This window comes from Acidimicrobiales bacterium, assembly GCA_035630295.1.
Lineage (GTDB): Bacteria > Actinomycetota > Acidimicrobiia > Acidimicrobiales > Iamiaceae > Iamia.
This window is the reverse complement of sequence record DASQKY010000027.1, coordinates 1-22,301: the sequence shown is the minus strand read 5'-3', so window position 1 is coordinate 22,301 and position 22,301 is coordinate 1. Positions and strand designations below refer to the sequence as shown.

Below are 22,301 nucleotides of genomic sequence, written 5' to 3'. Positions count from 1 at the left end.
CACAATGACCCACCTAAGGCCCAAGCCAGGACGAACCTGTGCTGAGGCCGCCCGCCAGCTCGACATTCTGGCGCTTGAAGCCCACAACGCCATCACCCAGGGCGGACACCCGGTGGGCAAGGTGCTTCCTCGGTACATCGAGTGGGTGGAGAAAGCCGAGCGACAGCTGCGCTCACTCTTCGTGGCTCGTGAACCCATCGACCACCTGATCGGTGTGCGGTACTGGCACCTTCGGAGCCTGCGGTACGGCGCTGAGCGCGCCTTCAACCTGATCGAAGCCGAGGTCGAAGCGCAGCGTGAGTACCTCACGCGTCACGCTGCGGCGCTGCAGCAGCTCCATGATGCTCACCAACTGCCCGCCGGCACCGTCGCCGTGGTGCCCGACACCAACGTCTTCCTGCACTACGACCCATTCGACCAGCTGCCGTGGTGCAAGGAAGTCGGCGCCCGGCGGGTGCGGTTAGTGCTGCCGCTGCCGGTCATCGACGAGCTTGATGCCCAGACCTACGCCCGAGACGAGCGAGTCCGGCGCCGAGCGAAGGCTGCCCTGCGCCGCCTACGCGAGTTGCGCGGCCTAGCCGAGCCAACGGCCGTGGTCCCGGTCACCTCCACAGTTGACCTCCAAGTGATGGCCGACAGCACCGATCCGGTGACGCACGACAACGGCGATCGGGAGATCCTGAGCCACTGCGAGCTGCTTCAGACCATCGTGGGGGAGGGCTCGGTCATCGTGGCCACCGGGGACAACGGCATGCAGCTCCGAGCCCAGCTGCTCGGCCTCCGTGGGCACCTCCTCTCGGAGGAGCTGCGCTCTCAACGGGAGGACTGACGAAGGCCTGCCTGGGTGGGAACGTGTTGGTTCCTGATGCCCCTGGAGTCGAAGCCCAACGCAGCCGAGCTCGGGAGGGGTGGGGTGAGAGCCTGCCTTGGACTGGATGGATGGTAGAGGTCGAAGTGTGAGCTGAGGTGGACCTTCGGCCTTTGGCGGCTCTGGGCCCTTGGTCACCAACGATCCAGTACCTACGCCGCCCGGCGTTCCAAGCGGTGCAACCGACCTTCGTGGTCATCCAGCCGCCGGGTGGTTTCAGCATGGTCTCTGTCCTGCTGCTGGGCCCGATTTTCGACGGCTTCACCCACACCGGCAAAGCCAGCGTGCGTTTCTTTCCGAAGCTGCTGCATTTCACTTCACAACCGTTCTTCGGATTGACCGACAGTTGTAGTGATGAATTGCTTGAGATCTTGAACGAGTTCTGCGTTTGTCATTACAACTTCGATTGTACGACAAACGTCCCCCTCACAAGCGTTGCGGAATCGACAACGTTGACATTCACGAGAATGCATCTCGGAATCATTACTCGTCGTACCTATCGGAACTTTCTGCTTGAACTTGCGGGTTATTCTTGACTCATCTCGTCATGAATTGCACATGTGAGAGAGCGACTCCGGTTGGGGGGTGGCCGCGCATGTATCGCAATCTCCGTTTCTTAGGGTGCCGGGTGACACCTCTGGGGGATCGTCTTTCTCCTCTGGCGCGTCATCCACGACACCTAGTCCAGGGGGGACTTCTCATCATCCGCTACGCGGCCATATTTTTCAGGCGCCAGCCCACTTCTGGGCTTGGCCAGTTGCACGCCGGGGAGGGGGGAGGGAATTCAGCGGAGCTTCAGCTTCCAGGGTTATCGTCAGGAGTGCCACCCACTGGCGCGCCAGACCAAACTGAGACTGAGACTCAGTCTGTGGTGTCTGGCGAGTCTCCACATCGAGGGTTCATCGAGCAAGTCATCGCCCTAGCTGATACTCGACTTCGGTCAGAGCTATCACCATTCTGGTTGCAAGTTTGGCTCTGCTGGAGCTGGCTGGCTACCCATAAGGGCGAATGGGCGAGAAAGTCAATCGTTCCGGTGACCGTACTTCTGCTGGCGCTCTCTGTGGCTCAGGGCCAATCTGAGTCGAACGGCATCGAGCAGGTGGCGGCAGGCTCTACGGCCTCAGATTCCGACTGTGCCATGCATAGTGCCAAGGATCACTCCGGCCCGACCTGGTCCATGGATGGAGACTGTGCCTACTTGGTTCGTCTCTCCCTTAACCATAGCGATGGCATTGCGGTAGCAGACATCTTCGATGGTGACCTCATGGTCATCCTCGCAGAGACCAATGTGCTCGACGAGAGTCTTCCACTCGCAACCTTCATCCTGACCGACGTAAAAGGTGTCGTTCATCCAGAGGTGGTAAGAGATCTGTGGCCCGGTGCCCAGACCCACTTTGGTGAGGAATGCGTCTATACGGTCTCGGTCAGACAAGTTGGCGATGGGTGGGCCGAACTCCGAGTGGTCAAGAGCAAACCCACTCGGATTCCATCCCGCGACTGCTCGGGCTGACTTGAGCCGTTGAGAGGGCCAGGCCGCTCAGGAGCGCGACACCAAGGCACCCGAGATACCTTCCTCGGCACCTTCTGTCAGCGGGCCTGGATGGTGCTGTAACATCACCAGAGTGACTGACAGTGTCGACGAATGGCTGTCCACCGCCGAAGCCTCTAAGGCCGTCGGCATTACCCCCCGCATCCTGTACCGGTTCATCGACAAGGGCGACCTGCCGGCGTCGAGCAATCTCTCGTAGCCGCCTCGCACGACCCCTGGAGCGAAAGCGGACCGTCCCACGTCCTCGTGAGTCCCGACGATCTGCCAACCCCGTTCGTCGGCCAACTGGCGGCAGAGCCGGAGCTGCCGAGCAGTCGAGGTCTGCTCACCGATGTCGTCTCGTGAGATCCGGGCGTAGAGGGCGACGAGGTGGGGCACCAGGTGAGTCTGGGGTACGGGGCGGCGGCCCGACGCTTGGTGCACTCGTCCTCAAGCAGCGGTACCCGTAGGACATGTCCAGGCAAGGCCTGCCATCTCCCTCTACAGTGCTCCGGTCACTACATACGGGAGGGGTCCTGATGGATTGCTACGACTGGTCCGCTTGGTACAACCGGATGCCGGGTACGGATGATCCGAACCTGCGAGTGGTGGGGACGTGCCAGCTCAACAGCAGCAGTCAGCAGCTGAAGCTGGTGCCGGTTGCGGATGGAGTTGTGGACGAGCCAGACCTCCAGACCCTGCGCCTGGTCGTGGAGACGCCTGACTTTGGCCCTACCGACATTGCAGAGAGGCAGGTGTCGTGGGAAGGGGATGTCGGCCCGGACATCAAGCGGGTCAAGATTCAGGGTGCTGCCGAGGCCGAGATTGAAGTCATCATCACGACATAGGTACCGGCAACGGCCTGACGCGTTCCGTTGTCAAGCATGTCAGCCGGGAACAAGTCTCAGTGGTGAGCAGCTCCACAGCTGATGAATAGTGCGGTATTACATTGCTGCATACCGCCATTGACTAATCCAGCAACATGCCGCACTATAGAGTGGTTATGGCGGAAGATACTACTACTGAACACCAAACCACCAAAGAGCAAGACATTCTGGCAAGACTCACCATGCTTGCCAGAGAGAGCCGCAGCCTGATCGACCTCGGGGTCGCCAGGAACCTGGACCGCGCCTACGTTGAGTCCTGGATGCGTCTGGCCGACGAATTGGAACACGTGCGCGACGATTTGCACAACGCTCAGCTGACCAAAGACGACATCGTCAACGGCGCCGTACCGAAGTGACATAAGGGGCTGACCCTTCAACCCGCCTGACTGACCTGGCCCCGTCCTCCGACAACCTCAGCCAGCCTTCTTGGGCTTGGGGTTGTAAACCAGATTGCCCTCATCGTCAGGTTCAAGGCAGGACACGTCGAACTGCTTGCCAGCCGTTGAGTCTCGCTCCAGCTTCTGAGCGATGATCACCCGCTCACCATCCGAGCGCACGTTGATCATGCCGTAGACGGCAATGGCGCGCTGGTAGGCGGCAGCCACGTGACCGGGCTGCTCCTCGGTCGAGGCGTTCCCCTCGTTGATCTCCACCCGGGCCGCATCCAGTGCCGCCGCACGGGTGGTCCGCAGCCGCTCTGGGCCCTGCCCGGCTTCGCTTGGCGAGCGAGCCAGCTCCGTACTGAAGATCAGGGGGCGATCGCCCCGGCCGTGCTTGCCGATCAGGCCAAGGGCATCCGGCCGGGGGTGGGCGTAGGGCTCGTTGTCCCCACTGGAGATCACCGTGGCGATGGCGTTGACGCCGGCAACGAAGCTGTCCGACACGTCGGCGCTGCCGTGGTGGCAAGCCTTGGCCACATCGGCCCGGAACACGGAGTGCTCGGTGCCGTCGCCTTCCTCACTGCCCTGCCCTTCGTAGTGCTCGAGCAGGTACTCCATGGCCTCTCGGTTGAGGTCGCCGCCCAGCAGGAATCGCACCCCGCGGTAGGTCAGCAGCAGGACGACGCTGTGGCCGTTCTTCGTCACACCGTCGATGCCGAGCCGGCGCAGGGCGGGCTTTCGCTCGATGGTTTCAGGAACCGGGGCGAGTACCTGGATGGTGAGGTCGCCAGAGGCGTAGCCGGGCAGGAAGCTGTCCAGGCTGGAGAGCATCTGAATGTCACCGACGCGGTCCAACTTGAGTGCCTTGCGCAGCAGCGCCGGGTACTTCTTCCCGGGATCAATGCCGGTGAGGCTGCGCCTGAGCTTCGTCTTCGTCGTCATCAGGTCGGTGTAGAACTTGCGCCGGCCGACGGTCGTGGTGGGACCGAGGCGTTGATTGCCCTCGTGGTCGATCAGGCCGTTGTGATGCAGCGTGCCGATCGAGAGCTGCGGGCTGTCGAGGATGGCGTCGAAGCCCTGGTAGTGGTCGGAGTCCGGGTGGCTGATGATGGCGTGCTCGATGTCGATCACGTTGTCCGGGTGCTGGCGCAGGTTGAACCGCCACCGCAGGTACCAGAACATGTTGTCCCGCAGGCCAGCGTCGATCAGGATCCGCTTGTCGCCTGGCGTCACGACGAAGCAGCCGTCGCCCTGGCCGACATCGACGAAGTTGATCTCCAGCAACCGCTCCTTCTGGAGGTCGGCCTTGCGCATCCAGCCGCTCTCGTTGCGAGCCTTGGCTACCTGCTGCCACTCACCCCGCACCTCGTCACCGAGCTTGACGTAGTCGCCCCACAGCAGTTGCTGGGTCTTCTTGCCGTCGGGCTCGTCGTAGACGAATGGTGCCGGGTAGCCGGCGAAAGCACTGGTCATGGTTCCCTCCCATGGGTGTGCCCTGAGAGTACATCTCGTCAGAGGGCGACACGGAGGAGCGATCTTCAGGCGACACCTCGGCGCTCAAGGTGAGCCCGCACCGTCGTATCGCTGATGTCGAACTGGCGAGCCAGAGCGGCCTTGCTGGCGCCGGCTCGGTAGGTAGCTACCAGCTCGTCGACTTGTTCAGGCAGCAGCCTGGTGTGCTTGCGGAGCCGCCGGGGTGCTCCTGTCGGGCGCCTTGCGACGACCTCTTGGCCCTGCCCGCTGGGTTCGGGGCGGCTGGGTCGCCGCGGCCTCCACCTGGAAAGGGCCACCACGGCGACCTCTCCCAGACCCACGTCATCCACCATGGTGAGGGCGAGAGTGTTCGCCGAGGTCCGCCGGCCCCCAGGTCCGCCTGGGGGTCGTTTCGGTCTCGGTCCTTCTCCGTCCGGGCCGCCGCTACGGAGCGCCCGTCTCCCTCCGACACCACCAAGCGTCCCTGAGGTTCACACCGTGGCCGCCCGCACCCTTCCTGGGTGCGGGCGGCCAGTCATGTTCTTGGTGAGTTGGGGGGGATCGTGGGTGTCAGTCGGCGTTGTTCCTGAAGGAGCGGAGGCCGGCGGTTTCGATGCGGTTCCAGTCGTCGTAGTCGTCGAGGGGGAGCATGGGGCCTCCGATGTAGGGGGGATAGTTGATGTTGCCGTCGCCGTTGATGTCTTCTTGGACGTTGTTGCTGATGTGGCCGCTGGCGTTCCAGTCGATGTCGACGCCGTTGCAGATGCCGTTGGTCTCGCTGAGGTCGGTTTCGTCGAGGTCGGCGTTGGTGCCGTAGGAGTAGCCGATGCCGCCGTCGCCGATGCCGTCGCAGTTGGTGTCAGGACCGGTGCGGGCGTAGAGGTTGTTCATGATGGAGTTGTAGTTGGGCTTTTCGTCCGGCGTGCTCAGGAAGGGGTTGTTGGGCATGGTCCAGCCGCCGTGGTTGAGGAGGAAGTTGTGGCCGAGCTCGTGCATGAGGACCCGGGCGAACTCGATGTTGTCGTTGTCGTTACAGCCGTTGCCGATGACGAGGTCGTCGCCGCCGAACTCGGCGTTGCCGCCGCGGTAGGCGGTGAGGATGGCGTAGTGGAAGACGCCCTTACGGGCCGGGTTGAAGTGCGTGGCCTTGTGGGTGGTGAACTCGGTTGAGCCGGCGCTGTTGTTGGCGATGCGCCCGTCGGTGTCGGCGATGACGTTGCCGCCGGTGTAGAGGCCGCCTTGGCCGTAGTCGACGATGGCGCGGATGCCGGTGGTGCCGTCGGGGTTGGCCACTTGGGCATTGGCGAAGGCGTCGATCATGGGGGTGAGCCCGCCGGGGGTGGGGCGGTGGCCGGTGGTGGGGCAGGCGGGGTCGTCGAGCCAGTCGGTCTCGACGAAGAGGTCTTTGTGGACGGGGCGGGCGCCCATGGCGTTGAGGTTGAGTCCGGTCCGGCCGAAGACCTCGTCGCCGTCGGTGAGGCCGTCGTTGTCGGTGTCGACCAGAGTGGGGTCGGTGCCGGTGTTGGAGGCGCTGAGGTAGGTGCCGGTGTTGGTCTCGACGGCGTCGGGGAGGCGGTCGGCGTCGTCGTCGTCGGGGATGCCGTCGGTGTTGGTGTCGGCGAAGGGGAGGCAGCCCTTGACGGTGCCTGCTCCGCCGGCGGCGGGGGTGGTCACGGTGGTGGTGCGGTCGCCGGCGGTGCCGCCTTTTTCGAGGCTGTGGTGGCCGTTGGCGTGGGCGGTGATGCGGACGGTGTAGGTGGTGGTGGGGTTGAGGCCGGTGAGGATGCAGGCCCGGGTGGCTGCGGGGAGGAGGGCGACGGCGACGCCGTTGATGTCGACTTGGTAGGTCTGGGCGGCGTCGCCGCCGTTGGTGGCGCTCCAGTGGATGGGGACCAGTGGCCCGATGGGGGTGTCGGCCACGACGGCGGTGCCGGGCTGCCAGAACGGTGGGTTGGCCGGGGCGCAGGCGGCTGCGGTGATGGTGAGGGCGAGCGCTCCGAGGATGGTCAGGGCGAGGGCGCGGGGTCGTCGGGGGTGTGAGGGGGCGCGCCAGGGCGCGGTGGTATGGCTGAAGAGCATGGGGTGTTTCTCCCTGAGAGGCGGGTGGGTGTTGGCACCAGCAAGCCAGAAGTCCGTCGTGGGCTTGCCGGTGTTGGGGCGGGACTGTGGGCAAGGGAACCTTGCGGGATCTGCGCGCTGATCGTCCGTCCGTGGCGGTCTGTGTCGTGGGCGGTGCGGGAAGGCGCGTGGGCTGGGTGAACGCGCTACTGGCAGTAACTGTATTCTTCTGAATGAGAGCGTTTCGCGCAGGTTCGGCAAGATTGGGCTGGGCATGGTGGTGGATGGCACTTTGGCGGCCTGTGGGTTGGCCAAATGGTGTTGTGCAGGATTGTTCTTCGACAGGGGGGATCCCCAGACATGTTGTCCAGATGTTCAGTGGTTGCGGTAGCGGCGGTGGTGGCGTCAACGCTCGCCTTCGCTTTTGCCCCCCCCCCCCACTCGGAGCTGTAGGTAGCGCAGCTCCTGGTCAGGGGCGGGCGGCGTCGCCGTTCGAGCTCGCCTTGGTGCCCGGCGGGGGGTTGTTGACCATCCGCGACGGTGAGCCGGCCAGCCTCCCGGACCCGCTCACCCTCGAGGGGACCATCGACGAAGAGACCGGCGCGATCACCGGTGCTTCACTGGAAACCAGCCCGGTTTCCTTCGTGCAACACATCTCCAGCCCGATCGACGGCGACGTGCACATCACCGCCACGTTCACCCAGACCGACCCGGGCACGGCCACCGGCACCCTCGACGGCGCCGGGAACCTCTCGATCGATGTCGACATCGACGTCGATCTCCACATCGAGGTCTATCCCACCGGCGCTCCCAACCCGCTGATCGTCGCCGACTGCCGACCAGAAGATCCGGTCACCCTGGAGCTGCGGACCACCTCGGCCTACACCTGGCCGCCCCTCGGCCAACCCCTCGAGACCCGGCCCGTCACCGTGGCCGATCCCAACTTCGCCATCTCTGCGATCGACACCACCGATCCGCGGTGCCACCCGGCGCTCCCGGAGCCGATCAACGAGCAGCTCCAGGGCGAGGGTCACGCCATCTCCCTCACCGTTGAGGGTGAGCTGCCCCGCATCGCCCCCCCGGACTGCGAGACCGCAACGGCTCTGGTCGCCGCGCCCCCCGCCGGGGTCCGTCTCGGTGACGAGGTCACCCTCGACGCCACCGTGACCGCGGATGGCGTCCCCGGGGACTGCGACGGCGACCCGACCGACGGCAACCCGAACCCCACCGGGTTCGTCCAGTTCCGCGACGGCTCCACCCTCATCGCCACCGCCCCCCTCCAAGGTGACGGCACCGCCCAGATCACCACCACCAAGCTGCCCACCGGGACCCGCCAGCTCACCGCCACCTACTCCGGCGACGCCGAGTTCTACCCCTCCACCTCGCCTGCGACGGCCTATCCCGTCGTTCCCACCCCCACCATCGCCGCCGACCTGCCCACCCACTTCACCAAGGACGGGGCCCCCACCGAGCTCACGGTCACGGCCACCAACCCCTCCGCCGGCAGCCCCATCCACAACGCCCGCCTCGACATCACCATGGCGACGACCTACCCCTTGGGCGCCTCCGAGCAGTTGACGCTCGACCAGGTCGACGTGGAGGTCAAGAACGACGCCGGGGCGTGGGTGCCGGTCACCCTGACCGACACCGCGGGGACGTTGCGGGGTTCTCTCGGCCCGGCGACGGGCTTCGCCCTCGGCGCGGGGACGACGGTGGATCGGGAGGTGCGGATCGCGGTCACCACGCCGATCAGGGCGTCGACCGTTCGTGTGGCCTTCGACCTGGCGGTGGTCGACCCGGGCACGGGCGTGCAGTCGGCCACTGCGGCCACCGAGAGCGGCGAGGTGTTCGTCGTGGCCGACGGCCGGGTTCCCTCCACCGTCCAGCTGTTCACGTACTCGGGCCTGCCCCTCCGGCCCGGCTACTCCGAGCAGCTCGACGTCTTGGTCAGCGGGCCCACGACGTCGAAGCCGGGGGGGACGGTGCAGTTCCTCCTCGACGGCCAGCCCTTGCCCTTGCGTAACGGCGTCGCTCCCGGGCAATCGGAGCCGACGCTGGAGAAGCAGCTGGCGGCCGGTGGCGGCGGCATCGCGGTGCAGATGGATCTTCCCGTGGACATCGCTCCGGGTCAGCACACCCTCGTTGCGGTGTACTCGGGCGATGGATCGTTCCTTCCGGGTCACTCCGATCCGGTGGCGATCGAGGTGTTGCCCAGCCGTGGGACTTCGTATGAGTGCCGTTCCATCGAGGACGGCAACATCTTCGGGGTGCAGGTGAACGCGCAGGCGATCCTGCCCGCGACCCGGGCCCCGGGGAGTGTCCCGTTGGGCAACTTCGAGGTCACCATGTACAGCGACAACGGCGTCTCGGTGGGCCCGATGCTCTTCTTCGAAGAGGACACGATCGAGTTCGTGTTCGGTCCCGGAGGGACCGGCTCGGCCGACACCGCCACCTACACCTACGGGACCCCGGAAGGGCTCCCCGACAGCTGGACCGCCTTCACCGGCGAGCAGGGCAGCGCGGAGCTCACCGGCGCACCGGGTGACGTGGTGCCGGTGACGTTGGAGCGCTTCACCATCTCGGGCACCAACACCACCTTCGGGTTGCTCTCGACGTTCGCGTGCACGCCGAAGGTGGATCCGATCCTCCTTGGCAACGTGACCGTGGCCGGGACGAGTCTGGTTGTGGATGCTCCGGTGCCGGTGCGTGCTGATGACGACGTGACCTTGACCGCGACGGTGGCACCGACGCCGTCGTCGGGGTCGGGGTCGGTGGAGTTCTTCGGTGGCCCGGAGGGGACGACGAGCTTGGGCATCGCTCTGGTGGAGGAGGGCGTGGCGTCGATCACGACCACCTTGCCGGCGGGGTCGCACCAGGTGCGGGCCCGGTTCAACGGGGGCCTGGTCGCACCGTCGACCACCTCGGCCACCGAGCTGGTCGTGGTCCTCCCAGCGTTGGACTGCGCCGAGCACGCCGTCGCTGGTGAAGGCGCGGTGGTGCGGCTGACCTACATGGAGCTCCTGGGTCGTTGCCCCGACGCTCCCGGCTTCGCCTACTGGACCGGCCAACTCGCCGGGGGTCGCTCCCCGGCGTCCTTTGCCCGAGCCATCTCAGGTTCGGACGAAGCACTGGGCATGGTCGTCGACGACGCCTACCAGACCATGCTCGGCCGCGACGCCGAACCAGCAGGCAAGGCGCACTGGATCGGCCGGCTGCGCACCTCCGGACGCTACGACCGGCTCCTCGCCGACCTCGCCGCCTCACCGGAGTTCTGGACCAAAGCCGGGTCCACCAACGAAGGGTTCGTGACCCGCCTCTATGACCGGCTCCTGCACCGCAGCCCCGACCCAGCCGGCCTGGCCCACTGGACCGAACGCCTCGCCGACGGCGTGTCCCGCAAGACCGTCACCAGGTCCTTCGCCAACCTCGACGAACCTCTCGGAGCTCTGGTCAGGGACTCCTACCAAGAGATCCTCGCCCGTGATCCCCTCGCCGGGGAACGCGCCGAAGGCATCGCCTTCCTGCGGGCCACCGGCGACCGTTCCGGGCTCTACGCCGAGCTGATCGGCACCGAGGAGTTCACCACCCGAGCCCAGACCAACCCCAACCCCGAAGACTGACCCCACCCCACCCGGGTCGCCCCCCGAACGGGGCGGCCCGGACGGGGAACCCGCAGATCTCGGTGCACCGCCTCCTCATTGGTGCACCGGTTGAGCCCGGTCCGTGCGTTCCTGCCGGCGCCGGACCACCAGAGGCTCACGCTTCGGCCGCCCGCACCCATCCCCCCGGGTGCGGGCGGCCGTCGCGGTCGACGACCACGTCGGCCGGCCACGTGGTCCAGGCCACGGCCCCTTGCCATCGAGGCGCTGGACGGCGACCGCGGGGGTCTCATCCCGTCGCTCCCGGCAGCGGCCGGTCAGGCCTCGTCGGCGATGGCGTCCTCCAGGCCCTCGACCAGCTCGGCCAGCGTGACGCCGAGGCCGTTGGCCAGGCGCAGCATGGTGCTGAGCGTGGGCGTCCGGTAGCCGCGCTCGACGTTGGAGATGAAGGTGGCGTGGAGGCCCGCCGCCTCGGACAGCCCTTCCTGCGTGAGCGCCGCGGCCCGCCGGAGCTGCCGGACGCGCTGTCCGAAGGCCACGACCACCGCCCGGTCGCGGGGACGCTGACGGGGCGGCACGAAGCCGCATCCCACCGGCCTCCCAGCCTCACCGCCACAGTCTATGGATAAGGAACTACGGCCTGGGACGGCCCCTCACCAACCCTGACCCCGCCTGCCGCCGGGCATCACCTGTCCAGGTGATGGACGCGACCCGGTTCACTCCGACCTCAGCCTACTGATAAAGTCAGTGGCCGACCATCGGCGGTGCCGAGCGTCTCTCGGGAGGGGACCCCATGAGCTTCGATCCAGGCCACTGCCTGCCCAGGCCCGGTCGGCAGCGCTGCCGCCGGCGCCGGTCGGGGGAGGCGTACGTACCGCTCACCCTGGTGATCGCCTACCTCTTCGGCCGGTAGCGATCCACGGTTCGCCCTCGCCCCTCCTCGGGCGGGGGCGGACGTTGCCCGGTGCCGTGCTTGAGCAGCAGGGGGGCGGCGCCCGGGCAGCGCAAACGGGCTGGTGGCCGCCTGCCCGTCCCTCTCGGGGGCAGGCGGCCCAGCTCAGTGGCGGCCGGTCCCCGGCGGGGAGGCGCTGGACGTCGGGTCGATGCTGGCTCCAGTCGTCTCCGACCGGGGCTGGCCCGTCGCCCTGCCCGCTCTCAGGGGCAGTCGTCAGCCACGTCCACGTGGAGGACGGCTCGATCCTCGCTCGAAGGGCTCTCGGCGTCGATGAGCCCGGCGATGCCGTAGGTGTGCAAGGTCAGGTCGCCGCAGCCTCCCTCGACCGGAACCTGCTTGGCCGAGAAACGGATGTACGAGACGCCACCTGGGCGATGGACCGATGCGAGGGCGATGCCGCCGTGGAAGAGGGCCCGGCCGCCGCCCTCCGGCCCCGCGTCGGCTTGGCGCCGGCCCTGCGGGGAGCTCTGGTCGTAGATGCGGACCGAGTCCTCGATCGGGTCCAGCCGTGGAGCCAGGTTGATCCCGACCACGAACCTGTTGGCCCGCGCCCCGGCGTTCTCGACCCTGTACCGGAACTCGACGATGTCGCCCTCTTCGACCCACGCCTCGGACTCCCACGCATCCCCATCGGTCCGGACGTCGAGGACGGAGCTGATCTCGGTCTGGCCCGCGGCGATCCGGTCCTCGGTGAGGTGCTCGACGGCGACAGGGACGACGACGACGCCGACGGCCAGGAGGACGACGAGCGACAGCCACCTGAGGACGGGCGCCCTCGGCCGCGTCAGTCGATCCAGGACGAGCCCGACCACCAGGCTCGATGCCGTCGAGAGCACCAAGACCTGGAGATCAGACATGATCCGACGGTACCAGCGATCAATCTTCCGATCCGGGGCTAGCTTGCAGAAGTGGTCGCTCTCCTGGCCGTCTGCGCCGCGCTCAGCACCTTGCTGGCTGGGTGGCTGCTGCAGTTCGTCCAGCCACCCACATGGCTCATGCGATGCGTGCTGCCTCTCGCCGGAGTGGCCATCCTGCTGGCGGTGACGACGGCGATCCTCCAGGGGCCGAACCAGGCGGATCTGGACCGGGGTCCCCACCGTCCGATCAGTCCGGATGCTGCCTTCGATGGAGAACCACCTCGCCACTGCCAGGCTGTGCGACAGCCGGAGAAGGACCCGCTCAGCGTCGACCTGTTCATCAGGAAGGGCGGTTGCTGGGGGAAGCATGTCGCCCCTGTGAGCCCGGGCGAGGTCGTCGAGCTCATGCTGGTGTACCGGAACGGATCGGACGGGACGCAAGAGGACGTGGCGATGGGTGTGAACCTCGCACCGCTCTCCTCGATCATCGACCGGTCAGGTCGACTGGCCAATGGCTCCCACCCCGAAGGCGCCTCCTTCGATGCCAGCGCCCTGGGACGTGGTGGCGTCGAGATCGGCAGCTATCTGCCGGGAGCCAACGCCTACGCCCGGTTCGCTCTGGGCATTGACTCGGCCCGCGGGTTCGAGTGTGGTGACACCGAGCTGAAGACGGTGGGTGTCGTCCGGACCGCCGCCTCCGACGAGTACTTCAACGTCGCCGTCGTTCACGTTCAGCTCCTCTGCTGATCGATCCGGCCGGGCCGGCCTCCCTAGGGTGATGCCGTGACCTCGACGCTCCCCGCGCCGGCCGGCAGCTTCGCCAGCGACAACGCCGCCGGGGTGGCGCCGCAGGTGATGGAGGCCCTGGCCGCGGCCAACCACGGCCCGGCCCTGGCCTACGGCGACGACCCGTGGACGACGGCCGCCGTGGCCGCCCTGCGCGACCGCTTCGACGCCCCCGTGGAGGTGACCCTGTGCTGGGGTGGGACGGGGGCCAACGTGGTCGGCCTGGCCACCGTGCTCCAGCCCTGGCAGGCCGTGGTGTGCACCGACACCGCCCATGTGGTGGTGGACGAGTGCGGCGCCCCGGCCCGCTTCACCGGGGCCACCGTCATCCCCGTCCCCCACGAGGACGGCAAGCTGCGCCCCGAGGCGCTGAGCCCCTACCTGCACTGGCTGGGAACCGAGCACCACCCCCAGCCCGCCGCGGTGTCGATCAGCCAGGTCACCGAGATGGGCACCGTCTACACCGCCGGCGAGATCGCCGCCCTGGCCGAGGTGGCCCACGCCCACGGCCTGGTGGTCCACGTCGACGGGGCCCGCATCGCCAACGCCCTGGCGGCGACGGGCACCGGCCTGGCCGCCATGATCCGCGACACCGGCGTGGACGTCATGACCTTCGGGCTGACCAAGGACGGCGCCATGTACGGCGAGGCGGTGGTCCACCTCCGGCCCGAGCTGGCCGCCCACGCCCGCTTCGTCCGCAAGCAGGCGGGCCAGCTCCCGTCCAAGGCCCGGTTCGTGGCCGCCCAGATCACCGCCCTGCTGGCCGACGACCTGTGGCTCGACCTGGCCCGCCAGGCCAACACGATGGCGGCCGTGCTGGCCGAGCGGACCGCGGGCCGGCCCGGCGTGGAGATCGACCGGGAGCCCGCGGCCAACGCCGTCTTCGCCCGGCTCCCCCCGGCCGCCATCGCCCCCCTCCAGGAGTGGTCGTTCTTCTGGCCCTGGGACCTGGACGCCTCGGTGGTGCGGTGGATGACCAGCTTCGCCACCACCGAGGAGGACGTGGCCCGCTTCGCCGCTGGCGTCGAGGCCATCGTCGCCCCCCACGCGCCCTGACCGGCCGGGCGCCTACGCCGGCCGGTGTCAGCGGGCCGGGGTGACGGGCGGTGGGATCAGGTGCCGGCCAGGCGGGCCACCACCGGGGCGAAGGCCTCGAGGCTGTCGCCCTGGACCACGACGTAGGACAGGTCCCACCGGTCGCGGCGGGCCTCCAGGTCGGCGCAGATCTCGTCCACCGTCCCGATGAGGGCGTGGGGGTAGTCGGCCACGTCCTCGGGGGGGATGCCGAACAGGGGGGCCATCATCTCGATGGTGCCGGCCCGGTCGTCGGTCACGATGGTGGCGAAGTGGAGGGCGTTCAGCTCGACCTCGGGGTAGCGGTCGCCGGCCGCCTCCCGCACCCAGGCCACCTTCTTGTCGGTCTCGGTGGCGGTGCCGGAGCGGGCCGCCTCGTGGTCGACGGCCCCGTTGGGGATGGTGGGGTTGATGCCCACGATCTGGGCCTCCCGCCCGGCGAAGGAGAGGACCCGCTTCAGGCCGCCCCCGATGAGCAGGGGCGGGTGGGGCTTCTGCACCGGCTTGGGCCGGGCGTCGTAGCCGCTGATGGCGTAGTGCTCGCCGTGGAAGGTCACCGGCTGGTCGGAGAAGGCGGCCTTGAGCACGGCCACGGCCTCGACCATGCGGTCGACCCGGACCTTGGGCTCGTCGAGGGGGATGCCGGACTGCACGTAGTCGGAGGTCATCCAGCCCGCCCCCAGGCCCAGCTCCAGCCGCCCGCCCGAGAGCAGGTCGAGGGTGGCGCAGTCCTTGGCCAGCACCACGGGGTGCCGGTAGTCGTTGTCGTAGACCAGGCTGCCCACCCGCAGGGTGGTGGTGGCGTCCGCCGCGGCCTGGAGGGCGATGGTGGGCGAGAGCTGGTCGCCGAAGTGGTCGGGCATGAACACGGTGGAGTAGCCGAGCTCCTCGACCCGTCGGGCCAGGGCGGCCCAGGCCGGGCCGTCGGGCGCGGTGGAGAGCTGGACACCGAAGCGGAAGGGGCGGGCGTGGGCCATGGCCCGGCACGCTACCCGGGCCCGTCCCGCCGCCGCCCTGGCCGTGCCCGACCACTAACGTCGGGAGCCGCGTGAAGGTCGTCAGGGTCATCCTCACCAACGCCGGGCGGCTGGCCCGCCTGGGCCTCATCACGGCCGTCGGCGCCGTCACCCTGGCCACGTCGCTGGTGGTGATCGCCCCCAAGGTGGCCGAGATCGCTGCCGCCCACCGCTTCGAGCGGGGCAGCATCGACCTGGGCGGCCTGTCCGAGCGGTCCTACGTCTACGACGTGAACGGCAACCTCATGGCCACCTTCGTGGCCGAGGAGAACCGCGAGTTCGTCGGCATCGAGAAGGTGCCCCGCACCGTCGTCGACTCGGTCCTGGCCGCCGAGGACTCGGCCTTCTACAGCCACAACGGCGTGAACGCCCGCTCCATCGGCCGGGCCTTCACCGCCAACCTGGAGAGCGGCGGCGTCGACCAGGGCGGTTCCACCATCACCCAGCAGGTGGTGAAGAACTCCATCGGCGACAAGGACCAGGACTTCGCCCGGAAGATCCGGGAGGCGGTGCTGGCCACCGAGCTGGAGGAGCAGTACACCAAGGACGAGATCCTGGAGCGCTACCTCAACACGGTGTACTTCGGGGCCGGGGCCTACGGCGTGCAGGCGGCGGCCGGCGTGTACTTCAACAAGGACGTCTCCGAGCTCACGTGGTCGGAGGGGGCGATGCTGGCCGGGGTCATCCGGTGCCCGGTGTCCTGCGACCCGTTCAAGCGGCGCAGCCGGGCCTTCTCCCGGCGCAACACCGTGCTCGACTCCCTCATCGCCACCGGCCGCCTGGACCGCGAGGTGGCGGACGTGGCCAAGTTCGACCCCATCCCCACCGAGGCCAACGAACCCCGCGCCCCGCAGGACTACTTCGTCGAGGAGGTGCGCCGGCAGCTCCTGGAGGACGAGCGGCTGGGCGGGACGCCGACGGCCCGGTACAACCGGCTCTACGGCGGGGGCCTGCGGGTGTACACCACCTTCGACCAGGCCAAGTACTTCAAGGCCCTGGAGGCCCGCAACACCACCCTGCCCAACAACTCGGGCGACGCCACCTTCCCCCTGCCGCCCGACCCCATCACCGGGGCCCGCCGCTTCGGCACGGCGGCCATGGCCGCCGTCGACCCCCGGACCGGGGCGGTGCCGTTCGTGGTCGGCGGCCCGGGCTTCGACCGCTACGAGTTCGACCTGGCCATCCAGGGCAAGCGCCAGGTGGGCTCGTCGTTCAAGGTGTTCGTGCTGACCCAGGCCATCCTGGACGGGGCCTCCCCGGACGACACCGTCGACGGCACCGGCCCCTGCGGCGACGTCCCCGGCTACGGCGAGGACCCGCCCGACAACTTCGGCGGCTCCCGGGGCGCCGTCACCACCCTGCGCCGCCAGATCCTGACCTCGTCCAACTGCGCCTTCCTGCGGCTGAACCAGATCGTGGGCCCCCAGAAGGTGGCCGACCTGGCCCACCGCATGGGCGTCACCTCCACCCTGAACCCCGAGAACGCCTCGATGGCGCTGGGCACCAACGACATCAGCCCCCTGGAGATGGCCTCCGCCTACTCGGTGCTGGCCAACGACGGCATCCGCAACCCGCCCTACTTCATCGACCGGGTCGAAGACATCGACGGCCGCATCGTCCTGGCCCACCAGGCCCGGCCCGAGCGGGTCCTGCCCACCAACGTGGCCCGCCTGGTCACCGACGTGCTGGAGTCCAACGTGGAGAGCGGCACCGGCAGCCGGGCCGCCCCCGACAACGGGCAGCCGGCGGCGGGCAAGACCGGCACCACCAACGACGCCAAGGACATCTGGTTCGTGGGCTACACGCCCCGGCTGGCCATGGCCGTCTGGATGGGGGCCACGGTGGGCGGCGTGCGGCTCAGCTTCGGTGGCGGCGACGCCCAGGGCGGTCGTTACCCGGCGGCCACCTGGGGGGCGGCCATGAGCCTGATCGCCCAGGGCGAGCCCATCGAGCAGTTCCCCGAACCGGAGCCGGTGGACGGCCTCGGCCGCCTGTGCTTCCGCGATCCCGACCGCCCCAGCTCCTGCCTCCGGCGCCCTCGGCGCTGACTGGCCCCGAGAGGACCCGATGCCCCGATGACCGCCGACGCCATGGAGCACCTGCTCGCCGTGCAGGCCACCGACACCCACGCCACCCAGCTCCGGACGCGCCGCCAGGGGTTGCCCGAGCGGGCCGAGGCGGTCGAGGTGGCGGCGGCCCTGCGGGGCGTCCAGGAGCGCCAGGCCGCCGTGGACGACGAGCGCCACCGCCTGGATCGCGACCAGGCCCGGCTGGAGGACGAGATCGCCGGCCTGCGGGCCAAGTCGGTCCAGGCCGACCAGGCCCTTTACAGCGGGACCGTCACCAACCCCCGCGAGCTCAAGGCCCTCCAGGACGACCTGGCGTCGCGGGCCCGACGCATCGCCGAGCTGGAGGACCGGGAGCTGGAGCTCCTGGTCGAGCGGGAGCCGGTGGACGCGGCCACCATCGAGGTGGCCGCCGAGCGGGCCGTCCTCGAGGCCCGGGCCGCCGAGCTGGCCGCCCGCATCACCGCCGCCGAGGCCGAGATCGACGTCGAGCTGGACCGGGTGCTCGGCGGCCGGGCCGAGGTGGCCGCCAGCGTCCCCGCCGACCTGCTGGCGGAGTACGAGGAGCTGCGGGCCGCCAACGGGGGGATCGGCGTGGCCCGCCTGGAGCACGGCACCACCTGCGGCGGGTGCCACCTCCAGCTCTCGGCCATGGAGCGCGACCGCATCCGGGGCCTGCCCGACGACACCCGCGTCCACTGCGAGGAGTGCGGCCGCCTCCTGGTCCGCTGACCGGCCGCCTGCCGTGCTGCTCTGGTTCGTGGGCCCGGCGGTGGCCGTGGTGTGGCTGGTGTTCCGCAGCCCCGCCCTCGACCACCGGGTGGTGGCCCTGGGCGCCGTCCTGCCCCTGGCCGAGGGGGTAACCGGTGGGCCTCACGCCCTCCACACCCTGGCCGGGGCGGTGCTGGCCCTGGCCGTGGTCATGGCGGTCACCCGGCGCCGACGGCTGGTCCGCCGCCGGTGGCTGGGCCTGCCCATCGGGCTCTTCCTGCACCTGGCCCTGGACGGAGCCGTCACCCGGGCCGAGCTGTTCTGGTGGCCGTTCTTCGGCTGGTCGTTCGGGGGTGGGGGCCTGCCCGAGCTGGACCGGGGGGTGCCGCTGCTGGTCCTGCTGGAGCTGGCCGGGGCCGGGGCGTGCTGGTGGGGCTGGTGCACCTTCGATCTCGCCGACCCGGTCCGTCGCCGGGCCTTCCTGCGCACCGGCCAGGTCGACCGGGCCCTCCTGCCGCCGGCCCCCTGAGGACACGTCCGGGCCCGGCCGGGTCGGTCAGGGCAGGCCGGCGTGGGGGACGGCCACGGTGGTGGTGGCCAGGACGGCCTCCCGGGCGGCCCGGCGGTTGTGCTCGAAGAAGTCGGGGGCCAGGCACACCAGCAGGGTGCGCCCGTCGTCACCGCCCAGCATGCAGGCGTAGGCGCCCAGGCCGGTGGGGGCCGGGACCTGCTCGACGATGGTGCCGCCCGGGGCCAGGCGCACCACCCGGCCGGCCAGGGCGTCGGCGGCCCAGATGTGGCCCTCGGCGTCGAGGGCGCAACCGTCGGGCGAGACGGTGGACCCCCGGGCCTCGCGCACCCCCCCGGCGGAGCCCGCCGGGGGCATCTCCCCCCAGGTCCGCCGGTCGGACAGTCGCCCGTCGGCCCCGATGGTGAAGGCGGTGTAGCGCCCCCCGACGGTCTCGCCCACGATGAGGGTGGACCCGTCGGGGGTGATGACCGAGCCGTTGGGGAAGTGGAGGTCCTCGGCGGCGATGGCCACCGATCCGTCGGGGGCCACGCACCAGATGGGCGACGGCGACGGCGCCTCGCCGGCCATGAGGTCGAAGCCGAAGCTGCCCACGTACGCGTGGCCGGTGGCGCTCACCACCATGTCGTTGGTGAGGCCCCGCACCCCGGGGATCTTGGCGTGGACGGTGGTGGTGCCGTCGCCGGCCACCCGCAGGACCTGGTGGTCGGTCATGGCCACCACCAGCAGGGTGCCGTCCGGCAGCCAGCCCAGGCCCGAGGGCTGGGCCGCCACCTCGGCCACCTGGGTCTCGGTGCCGTCGGGGGTCACGGTGAAGACGCCCTGGCGGTAGAAGTCCGACACCCACCACCGCCCGTCCCGCCACCGCGGCCCCTCGAAGAAGCACCCTCCGGTGGACAGCGTTCTCAAGCTCCGCTCGGCCATGGCGGGACCCTAGGACTGCCCTGGGGGGTCCCGCTGGGGGTCGAGGCGCGGCCATTTTCAGCTTCGTGCGGTGGTGCGTCGGAACGGGCTGGGGTGGCGGTCAGGTCAGGCGGTCCAGGACCAGGGGGCGCACCGGCGGTGGGTCGGGGGTGACCTCGAAGGCGCCGTCCAGGGCGGCCAGGGCGCCGTCGAGGCGGTCGGGGTCGTCCACGTGGAGCTCCAGCACCACGTCGCCGGCGGCCACCGCCTCGCCCGGCTTGGCCACGCACACCACGCCGGCCGCCGGGCTGACCGGGTCCTCCTGGCGGGCCCGGCCCGCGCCCAGGCGCCAGGCGGCCACGCCCACGGCCCGGGCGTCCAGGCGGGCCAGGTGCCCGGTGGCGGGGGCCCGCACCGGCACCACCTCGGGGGCGGTGGGGAGCGGGGCCTCGGGGTCGCCGCCCTGGGCCCGGACCATGGCATCGAAGGTGTCGAGGGCCCGGCCCGAGGCCAGCACCGCCGCCGGGTCGACGTCCAGGCCGGCCAGGGCCACCATCTCCCGGGCCAGGGCCAGGGTCACCTCGACCACGTCGGCCGGGCCGCCGCCCTGGAGCACCTCGATGGCCTCGGTGACCTCCAGGGCGTTGCCGCAGGCCCGGCCCAGGGGCGTGTCCATGGCGGTGAGCAGGGCCACCGTCTCCACCCCGTGGTCACGGCCCAGCCCGACCAGGGTGCGGGCCAGCTCTCGGGCCCGCTCGGGCTCGGGCAGGAACGCCCCCGAGCCCACCTTCACGTCCAGCACCAGGGCCCGGGTGCCGGAGGCCACCTTCTTGGCCATGATCGAGGAGGCGATGAGGGGCACCGACTCCACCGTGGCGGTGACGTCGCGCAGGGCGTAGAGGCGGCGGTCGGCGGGGGCCAGCTCGTCGCTGGCCCCGCAGATCACGCCGCCCACCTCGGCCAGGACCCGGGGCATGGCCGCCAGGGGCAGCTGCGACGACCAGCCGGCGATGGCCTCCAGCTTGTCCAGGGTGCCGCCGGTGTGGCCGAGGCCCCGCCCGGCCAGCTGGGGCACGGCCGCCCCGCACGCCGCCACCAGGGGCACCAGCACCAGCGACACCTTGTCGCCCACCCCGCCGGTGGAGTGCTTGTCGACCACCGGCCGGCCCAGGGTCGAGAGGTCGAGGCGGGTGCCGGAGTCGAGCATCACCTGGGTCCAGGTGGCCAGCTCGGCCGGGCCCAGGCCCCGCAGCACCACGGCCATGCACAGGGCGGCCATCTGCTCGTCGGCCACGGTGCCGGCCGTGAACCCGTCGAGCACGAAGCGGATCTGCTCGTCGGTGAGGGTGCCACCGTCGCGCTTGGTGCGGAGAACGTCGAGGATGTCGGTGGCCACCGTCAGCTCCCGGGGGGGGCGGGGTCGCGGCGGGCGGCCACGTCGTCGGGCCCGAAGGCGCCGGGCAGCAGGGCGCCCAGGGTGACGGTGCCGTCGCCGGTGTCGACGGGCATGTCGGCCGGGGCGAACTCGGCCAGGACCTGGCGGCACCGCCCGCACGGCGCCAGGTAGCGCCCGTCGCCGGCCACCACGGCCAGGGCCCGCAGGCGGCCCCCTCCGGAGGCGGCCAGGGCCGAGGCCACGCCGTTCTCGGCGCAGGTGGTGAGGCCGATGCTGGCGTTCTCGACGTTGCACCCGACCACGATCCGCCCGTCGTCGACCAGGGCGGCCGCCCCCACCCGCACCCCCGAGTAGGGGGCGTAGGCCCGCTCCGCCGCGGCCCGGGCCTCGGCCCGCAACCGGTCCCAGGGCACGGCGGCCCCCTCGGTGCCGGCCATCAGCCCGTGTCCCCGCGGCGGTAGGGCCGGCCGTCGGCGGCGGGGGGCCGGAGCCGCTGGGAGGCGAAGGTGAGCACCAGCAGCGTGGTCAGGTGGGGCAGGAACACGACGACCTCCGTGGGCAGTTGGTCGATGGCCGAGAACCAGCCGACAGCCAGCAGGCCGGCGGCGACGGTGGCGGCGGCGGTGCGCCAGCGGCCGGTGACCAGGGCTCGGGCCACCAGCAGGATGGCACCCAGGGCCACCACCAGGAGGAGGGTGCGGGTGGTCTCGGCCTCCTGGAGGCTGAGGGCGTCGGTGAAGCCGAACAGGCCGGCGCCCACGGCCAGGCCGCCGGGCCGCCAGTTGCCGAAGATCATGGCGGCCAGACCGATGTAACCGCGGCCGTTGGTCTGGTTCTCCAGGTAGTCGGCGCCGTCCTTGAGCAGCACGAGCGACGCGCCGCCCATCCCGGCGAGACCGCCGGAGATCAGCACGGCGATGTACTTGAAGCGGTAGACGTTGACACCCAGCGACTCCGCGGCCACCGGGTTCTCCCCGCAGGAGCGCAGCCGCAGGCCGAACCTGGTGCGCCACAACACGATGTAGCTGATCGGCACCAGCAGGATCGCGATCATCGTCAGCGGCGCGACCTGGGTCAGCAGCCCGCGCAGGATGCCGGCCACATCGGACAGCACCACACGCTGCTGCCCTTCCAGGTCCGCCAGCCAGTTCGTCAGGCCGGTCGCGGAGTACGTATCGAACTTCGGCACGACGGGTGACTGCCGCGGGTTGCCCG

21 protein-coding genes are annotated in these 22,301 nt (G+C 69.8%); 12 read left to right on the top strand and 9 right to left on the bottom strand.

Features of this window, described 5'->3' with window-relative positions:
- Positions 1–4: 4 nt before the first annotated feature.
- The 6 genes from VEW93_06900 to VEW93_06875 all read left to right on the top strand — a co-directional run bounded on the left by VEW93_06900 (position 5) and on the right by VEW93_06875 (position 3,639).
- Positions 5–829, top strand: coding sequence for a PIN domain-containing protein (locus VEW93_06900; GenBank protein ID HYI61517.1), 825 nt, complete (start codon positions 5–7; stop codon positions 827–829).
- A gap of 152 nt (positions 830–981) precedes the next feature.
- Positions 982–1,404, top strand: a complete 423-nt coding sequence (locus tag VEW93_06895; protein HYI61516.1) for a hypothetical protein — start codon at positions 982–984, stop codon at positions 1,402–1,404.
- A gap of 425 nt (positions 1,405–1,829) precedes the next feature.
- Positions 1,830–2,378, top strand: a complete 549-nt coding sequence (locus tag VEW93_06890) for a hypothetical protein (GenBank protein HYI61515.1) — start codon at positions 1,830–1,832, stop codon at positions 2,376–2,378.
- Positions 2,379–2,490: 112 nt separating this feature from the next.
- Positions 2,491–2,616, top strand: a complete 126-nt coding sequence (locus VEW93_06885; GenBank protein ID HYI61514.1) for a hypothetical protein — start codon at positions 2,491–2,493, stop codon at positions 2,614–2,616.
- Positions 2,617–2,935: 319 nt separating this feature from the next.
- Complete coding sequence (locus VEW93_06880) at positions 2,936–3,244, top strand: hypothetical protein (GenBank protein HYI61513.1); 309 nt, start codon at positions 2,936–2,938, stop codon at positions 3,242–3,244.
- A 221-nt stretch (positions 3,245–3,465) separates the two neighbouring features.
- On the top strand, positions 3,466–3,639 hold the full coding sequence (locus VEW93_06875; protein HYI61512.1) for a hypothetical protein: 174 nt from the start codon (positions 3,466–3,468) through the stop codon (positions 3,637–3,639).
- Positions 3,640–3,696: 57 nt separating this feature from the next.
- Here VEW93_06875 and VEW93_06870 read toward each other — a convergent pair whose 3' ends face one another.
- On the bottom strand, positions 3,697–5,136 hold the full coding sequence (locus VEW93_06870) for an MBL fold metallo-hydrolase (protein ID HYI61511.1): 1,440 nt from the start codon (positions 5,134–5,136) through the stop codon (positions 3,697–3,699).
- A gap of 570 nt (positions 5,137–5,706) precedes the next feature.
- Complete coding sequence (locus VEW93_06865) at positions 5,707–7,215, bottom strand: hypothetical protein (GenBank protein ID HYI61510.1); 1,509 nt, start codon at positions 7,213–7,215, stop codon at positions 5,707–5,709.
- Between the two features lie 485 nt (positions 7,216–7,700).
- Here VEW93_06865 and VEW93_06860 point away from each other — a divergent pair, with 485 nt between their 5' ends.
- Positions 7,701–10,814, top strand: a complete 3,114-nt coding sequence (locus VEW93_06860; GenBank protein ID HYI61509.1) for an Ig-like domain repeat protein — start codon at positions 7,701–7,703, stop codon at positions 10,812–10,814.
- Between the two features lie 296 nt (positions 10,815–11,110).
- On the opposite strand, the gene VEW93_06855 is transcribed toward VEW93_06860, so the two are convergent.
- Positions 11,111–11,371, bottom strand: a complete 261-nt coding sequence (locus tag VEW93_06855) for a helix-turn-helix transcriptional regulator (GenBank protein ID HYI61508.1) — start codon at positions 11,369–11,371, stop codon at positions 11,111–11,113.
- Positions 11,372–11,948: 577 nt separating this feature from the next.
- Positions 11,949–12,605 carry a hypothetical protein gene (locus VEW93_06850; protein ID HYI61507.1) on the bottom strand — a complete coding sequence of 219 codons (657 nt, stop codon included), beginning with the start codon at positions 12,603–12,605 and terminating at the stop codon, positions 11,949–11,951.
- A gap of 51 nt (positions 12,606–12,656) precedes the next feature.
- Between VEW93_06850 and VEW93_06845 the strand changes: the two genes are divergently transcribed.
- Complete coding sequence (locus VEW93_06845; protein ID HYI61506.1) at positions 12,657–13,352, top strand: hypothetical protein; 696 nt, start codon at positions 12,657–12,659, stop codon at positions 13,350–13,352.
- 36 nt (positions 13,353–13,388) lie between these two features.
- Complete coding sequence (locus VEW93_06840) at positions 13,389–14,447, top strand: aminotransferase class I/II-fold pyridoxal phosphate-dependent enzyme (protein HYI61505.1); 1,059 nt, start codon at positions 13,389–13,391, stop codon at positions 14,445–14,447.
- A 56-nt stretch (positions 14,448–14,503) separates the two neighbouring features.
- Here VEW93_06840 and VEW93_06835 read toward each other — a convergent pair whose 3' ends face one another.
- Entirely contained in the window at positions 14,504–15,442 is a 939-nt protein-coding gene (locus VEW93_06835) for a TIGR03621 family F420-dependent LLM class oxidoreductase (protein ID HYI61504.1), read from the bottom strand.
- Between the two features lie 71 nt (positions 15,443–15,513).
- On the opposite strand from VEW93_06835, the gene VEW93_06830 reads away from it, so the two are divergent.
- From VEW93_06830 to VEW93_06820, 3 genes are read left to right on the top strand one after another with little or no spacing between them, the layout of a single operon-like run.
- Positions 15,514–17,529, top strand: a complete 2,016-nt coding sequence (locus tag VEW93_06830) for a transglycosylase domain-containing protein (GenBank protein HYI61503.1) — start codon at positions 15,514–15,516, stop codon at positions 17,527–17,529.
- Between the two features lie 27 nt (positions 17,530–17,556).
- Positions 17,557–18,279: a C4-type zinc ribbon domain-containing protein gene (locus VEW93_06825; GenBank protein ID HYI61502.1), complete on the top strand. Its 723-nt coding sequence runs from the start codon at positions 17,557–17,559 to the stop codon at positions 18,277–18,279.
- A 13-nt stretch (positions 18,280–18,292) separates the two neighbouring features.
- Positions 18,293–18,787: a metal-dependent hydrolase gene (locus tag VEW93_06820; protein HYI61501.1), complete on the top strand. Its 495-nt coding sequence runs from the start codon at positions 18,293–18,295 to the stop codon at positions 18,785–18,787.
- Between the two features lie 27 nt (positions 18,788–18,814).
- Here the strand turns inward: VEW93_06820 and VEW93_06815 are convergent, their stop codons facing one another.
- The 4 genes from VEW93_06815 to VEW93_06800 all read right to left on the bottom strand — a co-directional run.
- Complete coding sequence (locus tag VEW93_06815; protein HYI61500.1) at positions 18,815–19,711, bottom strand: SMP-30/gluconolactonase/LRE family protein; 897 nt, start codon at positions 19,709–19,711, stop codon at positions 18,815–18,817.
- 100 nt (positions 19,712–19,811) lie between these two features.
- Complete coding sequence (locus VEW93_06810) at positions 19,812–21,086, bottom strand: thymidine phosphorylase (protein HYI61499.1); 1,275 nt, start codon at positions 21,084–21,086, stop codon at positions 19,812–19,814.
- Positions 21,087–21,088: 2 nt separating this feature from the next.
- Entirely contained in the window at positions 21,089–21,523 is a 435-nt protein-coding gene (locus tag VEW93_06805) for a cytidine deaminase (GenBank protein ID HYI61498.1), read from the bottom strand.
- Positions 21,523–22,301: ABC transporter permease (locus VEW93_06800; GenBank protein HYI61497.1), on the bottom strand; the 779-nt coding region annotated here is incomplete at its 5' end. The genes VEW93_06800 and VEW93_06805, both read right to left, overlap by 1 nt.

Coding starts and splice junctions, on each gene's coding strand:
- VEW93_06900 (HYI61517.1), top strand. CDS start 5: ATGACCCACCTAAGGCCCAAGCCAGGACGAACCTGTGCTGAGGCCGCC.
- VEW93_06880 (HYI61513.1), top strand. CDS start 2,936: ATGGATTGCTACGACTGGTCCGCTTGGTACAACCGGATGCCGGGTACG.
- VEW93_06875 (HYI61512.1), top strand. CDS start 3,466: ATGCTTGCCAGAGAGAGCCGCAGCCTGATCGACCTCGGGGTCGCCAGG.
- VEW93_06870 (HYI61511.1), bottom strand. CDS start 5,136: ATGACCAGTGCTTTCGCCGGCTACCCGGCACCATTCGTCTACGACGAG.
- VEW93_06865 (HYI61510.1), bottom strand. CDS start 7,215: ATGCTCTTCAGCCATACCACCGCGCCCTGGCGCGCCCCCTCACACCCC.
- VEW93_06850 (HYI61507.1), bottom strand. CDS start 12,605: ATGTCTGATCTCCAGGTCTTGGTGCTCTCGACGGCATCGAGCCTGGTG.
- VEW93_06835 (HYI61504.1), bottom strand. CDS start 15,442: ATGGCCCACGCCCGCCCCTTCCGCTTCGGTGTCCAGCTCTCCACCGCG.
- VEW93_06825 (HYI61502.1), top strand. CDS start 17,557: ATGACCGCCGACGCCATGGAGCACCTGCTCGCCGTGCAGGCCACCGAC.
- VEW93_06815 (HYI61500.1), bottom strand. CDS start 19,711: ATGGCCGAGCGGAGCTTGAGAACGCTGTCCACCGGAGGGTGCTTCTTC.
- VEW93_06805 (HYI61498.1), bottom strand. CDS start 21,523: ATGGCCGGCACCGAGGGGGCCGCCGTGCCCTGGGACCGGTTGCGGGCC.